The organism is Enterobacter cloacae complex sp. 6730903 (genome assembly GCF_048283985.1).
Classification (GTDB): Bacteria; Pseudomonadota; Gammaproteobacteria; order Enterobacterales; family Enterobacteriaceae; genus Enterobacter; species Enterobacter hormaechei_C.
The window spans coordinates 1-9,560 of the sequence record NZ_JBLVXX010000076.1 but is presented as its reverse complement, the minus strand read 5'-3'; the positions used below and the strand labels follow the sequence as shown (position 1 = coordinate 9,560).

Annotated in this window: 6 protein-coding genes; all 6 read right to left on the bottom strand. The window is 50.3% G+C overall.

All coding sequences use genetic code 11. The annotated features are described in order from the left end of the window. Positions 1-37: 37 nt before the first annotated feature. The gene (locus ACNQ0W_RS23970; protein ID WP_062933058.1) at positions 38-508 is read right to left on the bottom strand and encodes a hypothetical protein; all 471 of its coding nucleotides are present in this window, start codon (positions 506-508) and stop codon (positions 38-40) included. 268 nt (positions 509-776) lie between these two features. Further along, positions 777-1,268 carry a hypothetical protein gene (locus tag ACNQ0W_RS23965; protein WP_062932972.1) on the bottom strand — a complete coding sequence of 164 codons (492 nt, stop codon included), beginning with the start codon at positions 1,266-1,268 and terminating at the stop codon, positions 777-779. Further along, positions 1,265-2,545, bottom strand: a complete 1,281-nt coding sequence (locus tag ACNQ0W_RS23960) for a PAAR domain-containing protein (RefSeq protein WP_062932971.1) — start codon at positions 2,543-2,545, stop codon at positions 1,265-1,267. Before ACNQ0W_RS23960 ends, ACNQ0W_RS23965 begins: the two co-directional genes overlap by 4 nt. A gap of 32 nt (positions 2,546-2,577) precedes the next feature. Then, the gene (tssA, locus tag ACNQ0W_RS23955; protein WP_062932970.1) at positions 2,578-4,179 is read right to left on the bottom strand and encodes a type VI secretion system protein TssA; all 1,602 of its coding nucleotides are present in this window, start codon (positions 4,177-4,179) and stop codon (positions 2,578-2,580) included. Further along, positions 4,179-7,646 carry an ImcF-related family protein gene (locus ACNQ0W_RS23950; RefSeq protein ID WP_062932969.1) on the bottom strand — a complete coding sequence of 1,156 codons (3,468 nt, stop codon included), beginning with the start codon at positions 7,644-7,646 and terminating at the stop codon, positions 4,179-4,181. The genes tssA and ACNQ0W_RS23950 overlap by 1 nt, the downstream gene beginning before the upstream one ends. Further along, the gene (locus ACNQ0W_RS23945) at positions 7,643-8,851 is read right to left on the bottom strand and encodes a hypothetical protein (RefSeq protein ID WP_062932968.1); all 1,209 of its coding nucleotides are present in this window, start codon (positions 8,849-8,851) and stop codon (positions 7,643-7,645) included. The genes ACNQ0W_RS23950 and ACNQ0W_RS23945 overlap by 4 nt, the downstream gene beginning before the upstream one ends. Positions 8,852-9,560: the final 709 nt, after the last annotated feature.

Here is a 9,560-nt window from a genome sequence, read left to right as displayed (position 1 = left end):
ACTTTAAACAGACATTTCCTAGAAAACAGGCTATGGATCAATATTTATAGTTGAATGCTTTTATTTTTTTAAAACATAAATCACCGGGAGCTTTCTCTAGAATATCATTATTAAACCCATCGTTTATTTTAATCGACACAGAACACGCACCTGCTGTTGAGGAAAGAATGAAATTCCGGCCTCCACCACCAACTGAATTATATTCGTATTGGCCACCGATCCTCCAACCAATATCGATTACTGCGTCTCTTCTAATCAGAGATATAAATGAAGCAGTAAATTCACTTTTCTCGCCTGGAGCTATGATTTTAGGTTTTGACCTTACAATTCGCTCAACTTCTTCAGGTTCGGGGTCGACGTCATAGATACTCTCACCAGCATATATAAAAAGAGGTTTGTTAGTATTATTTGTAATCGTAACGAAAGGTCGTATCGGGAAGACATGAACAACTAGCACCAACAATCCCGAAAATAATATAATGCACCCCAGAATTAATTTCTTTTTCATGATCATTCTCCAATCTTATCTGGATTATCTATATTCCAGCACCAATGCTTTTCCTTTGAGTGCGGTAGTAGCACATTAGGTGTTTGCTCGAGCGCGTCAAGGATATTAATCGCAGTCAAACTGTGGCCATATTCACCCTGTTTATGGAAAAGAGCAAAACCGATAGAGATGCTCTTACCTGCATGTATGAAAAATAGTTTATTAATATTATCTGTGATGCCTGACCAGTAAAAATGAAGCTACAGGCGCAAAAAAAAGCAACAGATACTTAATCATTCTCAACGTCCTGTGACTGGCTGAATGTAGTGGGAGCATAACTGCTCGATCCTTTTCCGGCGAGCCTACTTCCTCCACATACTGATGGTGGGAGTACGTATTCGGTGGCCATTCCCGGCATCCATCCATCAGGGCGGCCGACGCACTTCACATAGCCTTTACTCTCAAGAATCGAAGTATACGCAAAGGAAAAGATGACAGAACTTATGATAAAAACACCAACCAGACCTATAAATACCCTGTTTGTTTTTTTGCATTTGATAATTGCCTGCTCTTCTCCGTGCCTCATTGCCAAATACCAGTATATGCATGGGAAAAGAAGAATTATCGGAATCATTAGCAGAGCGGAAACAATCGGTGAAAACACTATATCATTTCCAAATTCAAATAGCTCACTAAATGCATCATTTGCAAACCACAGGAAACCTAATGATGAAACACACCAAATAATAATATTTCCAAAAAACCTGCGTTTCGCACTCATAAGTTAATTACCTGCGGCGCCAGATCGCCAATAAATTTTTTAATATATTGCTTTATTTCGGATTCTATTACTTGCCGCCCTTCTCTGAGCTTTCCATCTATATACATGGCTCCCAAATCAAGTAAATCATTTGAGATCCCCCTGGATCTTTCAACAAACTCTTGCTGTGCAGATTCGATGTAAGGTGCCATGAACTCAACCAGACTATCCGTAATATGATATTTCCTGTCCAGAGTGTTTAACACCCAAGCTAAACCAGCTCCAAAAACAAGAACAACAGCGATATTCAGGACTATATACGCAGACATTGTATATAATCCAACAGCATAAAGCGCTGCTGAAGTAATTCCTACTTTGACGATATCGGTAGCAAGCGTGCCCAGGAACTTTGCGAGTGTTGTTTCATCATTCAATATAAAATCAATTGTATCTATAACCGAAACATATATAAAACCGAGAATCGCACCTTGAATGATGGATTTCTTTAATCCAAATTTCCCTATTCCAGCCTCGATGATTTTGGGGTTCATCTCTGCAAAGACAGGGGCATTGAGCGTTTTCCTGATTGCGGCATAACCACTAATTTTTATCAGGCGTGTTCCTTTGTGGTTAATAAACACCGTTGCGGTTATACCGATGCTTCCCAGTTTGTAAACCATCGCTGAAGCACTGGCTGCATCATCGATATTCGTTGCATATGTTTTGACAGTATTACCAACGGGATTTGTCACGGCATCTTTCCATGTTTTTTTTACAAAATCCCAGCCGTCAATAATCCGTTGACATTCCTCCAGCGTCAGTAAGAGGAAATCATGTCTGTTAGCTCTGAGCATCCCTCGAACGTTGTCATCCGGTACGGTATGAGTGTTGATTAACACAGGATATCCCGGCGCTAACATTGTATCAGTCTGTGAGCCAGCCAGAAACGCCTGAGAAACCGCATTCGCCAGAGATGTCTTTCCAGATTCTTCTGCTGCTGAAATTGCTCCGGCTGAACTCTTTTCGTACGTATCATCCCACATCGAGGGAATAAACTTTGCCTTACAGGGACATGAACTGTAGCTGTCGAGAGTGCCGGCCATTCGCCTGCCATGAATGATATCGTTGTCGATGCCACCGGCTACCTTGTAAATCCCCGGAAATTTACCGCAGGTCACGCTGTCCTGTTCCCGGGCAACCGGTTTACCAAACAGAGTGTGATCTTCTGCGCCCGTGATAATTCTTCCGCCGCAGGTCGTTTTGTCGCCCTGCACCAGATAAAAGCCTTTTGCTGGCATACGTTTTTCCTTTTCGCTGAATTCAGTCCTGGTTACCCGCAAAGCACCGCACTGCCTGCCGGGTCAAGCGCAATCAGGCCCGCCAGAAGCTGGTCCATCTCTGGCTGAAGCCGTGACTTATCGGTTTCACTGCGGGCGGCTTTCATGCGCAGCAGCCTGAGACGGCGCGATTTCACTTCAAACAACAGCGCCGGTGTCCACTGAGTGAGGGTGATGGCCTGTGCTGCACCGTCAAGTTCACCCAGCAGATGCAGCGCCAGTTCATTCTTACCCTTCTGCTCCGCCACACGTGCCATCAGCAGACGCACCAACCATTTGTCTTTTGTGGTGTCGGTGCCCGGGCGCGTTTGCAGCCAGTGGAGTGTGGCATCCAGACCATCCGTGTCAGCTTTCTCCAGTGCTTCCGGTTCAAGGGCCAGAATATCGTTGCCAGTTTCACTCAAGGCATTGACAGGCTCATCCCGCCAGTTGGACATCTCGTCCTGCACGCTCTGGTTTATCCAGTTCAGCGTGACCTCATCAGCAAAGGGTGTGCCGTCATTGAAGGCCAGCGTTTCAAGTCCGGGAAGGCGCCGCAGCAGCCCTTTCAGGTCAGCGGTAATGATATCGGCCAGCACATCCTGGCCTGATTTAATCAGGGCCTGATGGATATACCACTGCAAATCCAGCCAGAGATGATTGGCGCCACGCGAGAAAGTGCTGTCCGCTTGCTCCAGTATCTCCAGCCAGCTCTGTTGCAAATACAGCCGTTTGAGCATTGCCCGCTGGTCAGCCCGCGGCGGTTCTATGCGCGTTTTCCCTTCGGCATCCGGTGCCGGGATTGCTCTTAGCGTGTCGTGACGCAGACTTTTCATCAGCCGGTGTGCGGCAAGCCAGCCATCCGGTTGCTCAAGCAAATATCCCGTCAGGGTTCGGGCCTGAGCCAGCAAATCCTGACCGGACGTGATGCGGCTCAGCACTGGCGCGTCCTGTTCTGCCGTGTGAGATGCCGACTGCGGGCGTGTCTGACTGCTGGCGTTCTGGGGTATTACCACATCCACGCCACCGGCTTTCATCAGGCGGGATCCCAGCGCGCTGTACAGGGCACTCAGATCTGGACGTGACGCTTCAGGCTCAGTTTCAAGACTGTCTCGGATGAGCAGCAACGCACCGGTCGTACGCTGGGCATCGTCGCGTACCACTTCTGGCCAGAGTAACAGGCTATCAAGTAGACGAGAGCCTGCGAGCCACTCCAGCGCTGGTTTACGGCTTCGCTCGCGCTGTGGATGGAGCTGTGTTCCATACTGGGTTAGTAATCCCGCCAGTAACTCAAGCCCTTCAGCAAACCCGGTTTCACCGTCCTGGTGCAAGCGCGCCCAACAATAGTAAGTAGCAACCCGGACATCTTTGGCCTCTGTGGTCAGCACCTTTTCAGCCAGCTGGCAAATCAGCCCGGTATCAATGCCGGAAAGTTTATTGACCTCCTCCCGGATACGCTGGAAATCATCGTCATAACCCGGGTCTTCTCCTGTAGGATTGATCTCACTGATAGGGGTAAGCCAGCGCTGCCAGCTTTCCATACGTGACTGCGCCTGCTGTCGCAACAAGGTTTCATCCGCCTGGCAGGCAACAACCAGATTCAGCAAAGCGTCCATTATTCGACTCCGTCCATGTCACTGTTTTCTGTGTTGGTCATCAGCGCCTGCGCCATAGCCGCGCTGTCGACGCTGAATATTTGATCTGGCAGCGTAAAACCCCGCAGTGCCAGTAACGCCAGCGGCCCACTGCCCAGTTGTGAACGCAGTACCCACTGTAGGGTCCGACCATCCGGGGCGGTAAAACTCATCATCCACTGACTGCGGTCTAGCTGCTCTCTCTTACTTTCATCCAGCCAACGAATAAAGCCCCAGGTTCCGCTGTAATCACCAAACAGACGTGCGCCCGCATTGACGGTGGTCCATGTCAGCATGGTTCCGGGCTTGTAGGTGTCACCAGGCCAACGGAAGCTCTGCCAGTCTGCCATCTGGTTGAAGTAGTGCAGCTTTTGTCCATCAATAGTCAGTTGCGTTTCTACCACCTGCGGTACCGGACGCGCCTGTAGCTCAAAACTGATGCCCTGACTGCCGTCGGTAAATAAGATATCCGATAGCTGGCTGAGCTGATTAATCGCCCGCAGGAAGGCTGGATTAAAGCTCAGCCCCTGGCTATTAACCTTATCCGGCACCCACTGGCTGCCCTCCTTATGCAGCACACCGCCGAGTTCCGTGGTCAGGAAGCGCTCAATGCGTCCGCTATCCTTACGCACAAACTCAGCCAGCATTGGCAGAGAGGAATCACTCTTGCTGATCGCGAATGGGAAGCGTCCGTCAAATGCCGTATGCCAGTTCGCCACCACGGAGCGACTCCATTTGTCATTCAGGCTCGCTGCCGATGGCTGAAGCACAGTTTCCCAGGCCTGGGTCAGTGGCTGCACAAACATGGTGCTGCCAAAACCACTCCACTCTTCGCCCAGGCTTGCAGCAATCAGGCTGCCGTACTGCTGGGTGTCGATCAGGTCCACGCTTTTGCCCTGGAACACGGTCTGCGCCAGGCTCTGCATCATTTCCTGAGGGTCAGAGGCGCTGGCGACCTGTTGCAGACGCAGACGCACACGGGTGATACGGGTAAGATACGTTTGCAGGCTCAGTGAGTTGTCAGCCGACATAACGTTGCTGCCTTTGTTTTTACCCATAAGTGCCAGCAACGGTCCAAAGGTTTCATCCAGTGGGCCCTGCGGGCCTGAGGCTGACTGGTCAATTACCGGTTTGTCCTTCCCGCCTACCAGGTCTTTAGCCGATTTGATGATGGAGTCCGACAGGTCTTCACTCTTCTGGCCGGTCTGTCCCTGCCAGGCGAGGGTGTTCATCAGGGCAATCAGCGGTGACTGGCGAACATCACTCATCAGCGTCAGCTGGTCGGTGACATCTGCAATATTGTTTGCCGGATTAAGTTGCAGGCTGTTGAGGAAGCTCAGCCAGCTACCGGCAAAGTCGGTGAAGTAGCGTTCCGTCAGACGTGCTTTCAGTGCTTCCGGCGACAGGTCTGAGGAGACGGCTTTCCGGCTGTCGCTCAGCACCCAGTCAATTTCATCGCGGCGGGAGTTCGCCGCTTTCTCAATGGCCTGCTGAATACCTCCCTCCCAGGCCTGACGGGTGAACATGCCCGGCACCACCTCATCGGTGGTAAACAGGCGACGGGCATCGGTACCGCCGGTCATGTCCTCCAGAGACACATCGGCGAAGTTACGACGCACGGATTTGAGCATGTTCTCGTACAGCGTACTTTCCGCGTTGCGCCGTCCAATTTGCTGCAACAGCACCTGGCGGCTCTGGCTGACCAGTTGCTCATCCGGCGTGGTTTTCCACTGTGGCTGCGCTGGCAGTTCGGTGATGTAGAAAGCCCACAAATCCGGTGACAGGCTTTGCCACAGGCCAGCTGAGATGCCTAAACGCGTCGGCTGCACGGTTTTCATGGTTTGCGCGTAGAATGCACCATCAGCTTTATCCGGCCGGGACATCATCAGCCAGGCTTTCAGCTGGTCATAACCCGGTTTCGCCATCTGTGTCCGCTGGTCGCTGTTGGGTGCCGAATTGACCAGCGCAATGAGCTTCTGCTTAAGCGCTTCATTTGCCGGATCACGTATCAGACGGTTGTTCGCCACCCCGTACCAGGGCAGCATTGCGTCAAGCAACTGCTGATCATGGTCCAGACCAAAGCGCTGATACCATGGCGCGCCGTCCTGAATATGGTGCAGCAGACGACCGGCATCATTACGCAGAGCATGCAGGGCCGTCAGTTGGTAATCAGATACAGAAGGGTGCTCCACCAGAGCATGAGCCTGCTGTGCAACAGAAATGATTTGTGACCGGTTGACCGCAAACGACAGCAGCGTCCCTATCCCCCAGACACTGATGATGGCCATCAGTACCCAGGCCAGCGCTCGTTCCCACGGCATACCGACACGACGGCCACGTACGCGGATGCAGTCGTCGACAATACTCTGCCAGGTTGCTGGCAGAGTCAGGGCATGACGCTGCGATCCATAATTCTCAGCGTCGGCTGTTCCCGCTGACATTCCGGCAGGTTTCTTCTCCGACAGGCTGAACATCAGACCACGCAGCGGGACGCGCTGCTGAGAAACAAAGAGCCATGGCTGCAACTGCTGAGCCCAGCGGGCAATAGCACCGTCGTTCAGGTGATGGCTCAGGCGCAGCAGGAAGTCGTGGCTGCTGTTTTCCGCGACCTGACTCATCCCCTGCGCCCGCAGGGCTGGCAGCATCAGTTCCAGCTGGCGGATTACATCGTCTTCTTTTGCGCGTGGTGGAAAGCTTGCACCTACCGCCTGCTCAGGACGCGTACCCTGCGACCAGTGACTGCTGCACAGTTGCCACAGCCAGACCGGAGCGGAATAACGCAGCAGTTCGCTGATTTTTTCCAGGCCGCGTAAATCGCTGTCGCTGATATGTGGGGTCAGCTTAAGCGACTCGGGCAGTACACGGATAATCCCGTCCAGCGGGCGCCCGCGGCGTAGTTTACGCAGCGCTGTGTATTTTTCGCGGTCAGGCTCCGATGCCAGGCTGCCGCCGTAAATCAGCACGGTGCGGTTGCCTTCAAGCCACTGCTGCTTTTGCAGGCCGGGTAGCAGTTGCTCAATCGCGGCTTCATCGCCGGTGATTAACAGCAGACGTGTTTTGCTACGCCAGTAAAAACTAATACGGGAGCGGAGATGCGCCCGAATCCTGTCACACATGACCACCGCAGGGTGAACAGGGGCGTTATCATTTTCCCGCTTCCTTTTTTCATCATCACCACTGGTATCGTCGACAAGCGCATTAAACTCCTGCTTACCGGCATTACGAACTGCCGCCAGGAGCAACATGGATAGGATAAGGGTGCAGCCTGAAATACTTCCGCCAGCGATAAGCCAGTAGATTTGCTGCTGACTACCGTCTTGAATCCCGGCTATATCCGGATGCTTCCAGATCATCAACGTCATAACGGCTAACAACAAAAAGAAAAGCAATGCGACAGCAAGATAGCGGCCTTCCGTAGTCTTTGGTGCAATAGAAAAAGGTAGCTTCACGGATCCATCTCCTGTCGGGAAGCAATCGGGGTAATGAGCGTGCTCCACAGCACATTCTTTGTGGTATCGCCACAAATAATCATCTGTGGTGACTGTGTTTGTTGGGCGATTTCAGTGGCGGCAGCGATAGCAAGCCAGGGGGCTGCGGCACCGGCACGTCCCATAGACCTGTCGAGTGAAATGACGGAGTCGTCCGCTACAGACTGCGCAGGATGTGCATTCTGACATGTGATCACTTCTGCGTGCTGCTCATCCGTCAGTCCGGCAAGCCATAAATTTTTAACGATATGTCCTTTGAGCGGGACGTTCCAGGCGGACATGTTCATCCCCTCGCTCAGTTCACCAGGAGAGGAAGCATCTGGCCGGTGCAGCAGCGCGAGAGGTTCGAGTGCCTCCTGTGTCAGGCGGTTGCCGAGAAGCAGTGCAACAGCGGCTTCTGCGGTATTGTTTGAGTCAACCGGGTTAATCTGGAGGCCAACGATCAATAACATCGTTTCATCTTTAATGCGGTAATCCAGCCAGTGGCTAACGACTCCCGGCCCATTGCTGTCCACATACTCAACCGCGCAGGTTATTCCACTTTCCTTCCAGGATTCCTGCCAAATCTCCTGAATCGCAGGGAATGACAAAGATGACGAGTTATCAAGGATAACAGCCAGTGAGGCATTTTCCGGGAACTGACCAACTGGCAGATCCGCAATGAGTTCAGAAAACAGACGTGTGACAACCAGCTCAGGAGTCTCTCCCGGCTCTGTCGTAATACGGCTTAGCCTCTTGCCTTTTTCGCCTTTCCAGTCCGACTGAGAAATAATAATGCTGTGATTCTTGAGTATCTCAACAGCGACAGAACCCTGTTTGTCTTCCTTATGGGCAGTTATAAATGTCATATTCAGTATCTGAAGCGCGCGGCGTGCTTTACGGGTCTCACTTAAGATCCAGCGTTCCCGATGCCGGTCAAAACTATTCGCTTTACTGTCCTGTAATGACCAGTGCCACATACGAAAACCGAAACTTATAATCCAAACAACAACGGGCGTACCAATAGCGACCAACCAGAAGTGGTTGTTATCGATGTATCGCCCGAATATCCGCATGAGGATCACACTGATGACCAGCATTGCCGCCAGGACAGCAAACCAACGGGATGTTTTTGGCGGAACTGGTCGTGGATAACATTCAGGAAGATGTTTAAGGGAATACCGCATTCACACACTCATGATTCAAAATTTCTAAGCATTAGCTAAAAGGGAAAAATGTTTGGCTCTCTCGGGATATCTGTCAAAGATCATTTCATATTTTTTATGGCCTCTGTTTTTAATTTCAATTAGCGTTACCTCCCCGTTTGAATCATATGAAATGCGCTTACCCTCCTCAATATAATTACCTTGTATGTCAATGTAATTTGTTTCTATTCTGAGGCGGCCAATTTCAGGGCCTGATGTATAATACCCACGGCAATGCATTTTTTTTTTGAGTACATACTCCGGAATTCACATAAAGTGGCCCATGTTTTTCGAAGATATAAAATATAGTCATTTCATTATGAAAAAAGAAAAACCTGTTCTCTCTGTTGGGTATGTAGTTGTAAGCAAGATACGCTTTATTATCTTTATCTGCATTCAATTTACCTGGTCTTTTTCCGTAAGCATAATCGGAAGCATATACATTACCGATTTTTTATGTCTCTAGCTACTACCTTTGTAGTTGAATGAAACATTATTGATATATTGGATTTTATTATCATCCCCACGATAAGAAATGCAAGAACATGAGTGGGATTTTGTCATTAATTTTTTACCTTTCCCATTCAAAAATAATTCTGGTACACTGAATTTATTTAATGTTTAATCAAAAAATGTTTACTCCAGAACAACTGTTGATGCTTTACACCAATTGTTGAGCATGTATTTATGC

Excerpts from the sequence above, each read along its gene's own strand:
- ACNQ0W_RS23970 (WP_062933058.1), bottom strand. The coding sequence starts at position 508 with ATGAAAAAGAAATTAATTCTGGGGTGCATTATATTATTTTCGGGATTG.
- ACNQ0W_RS23965 (WP_062932972.1), bottom strand. The coding sequence starts at position 1,268 with ATGAGTGCGAAACGCAGGTTTTTTGGAAATATTATTATTTGGTGTGTT.
- ACNQ0W_RS23960 (WP_062932971.1), bottom strand. The coding sequence starts at position 2,545 with ATGCCAGCAAAAGGCTTTTATCTGGTGCAGGGCGACAAAACGACCTGC.
- tssA (WP_062932970.1), bottom strand. The coding sequence starts at position 4,179 with ATGGACGCTTTGCTGAATCTGGTTGTTGCCTGCCAGGCGGATGAAACC.
- ACNQ0W_RS23945 (WP_062932968.1), bottom strand. The coding sequence starts at position 8,851 with ATGCGGTATTCCCTTAAACATCTTCCTGAATGTTATCCACGACCAGTT.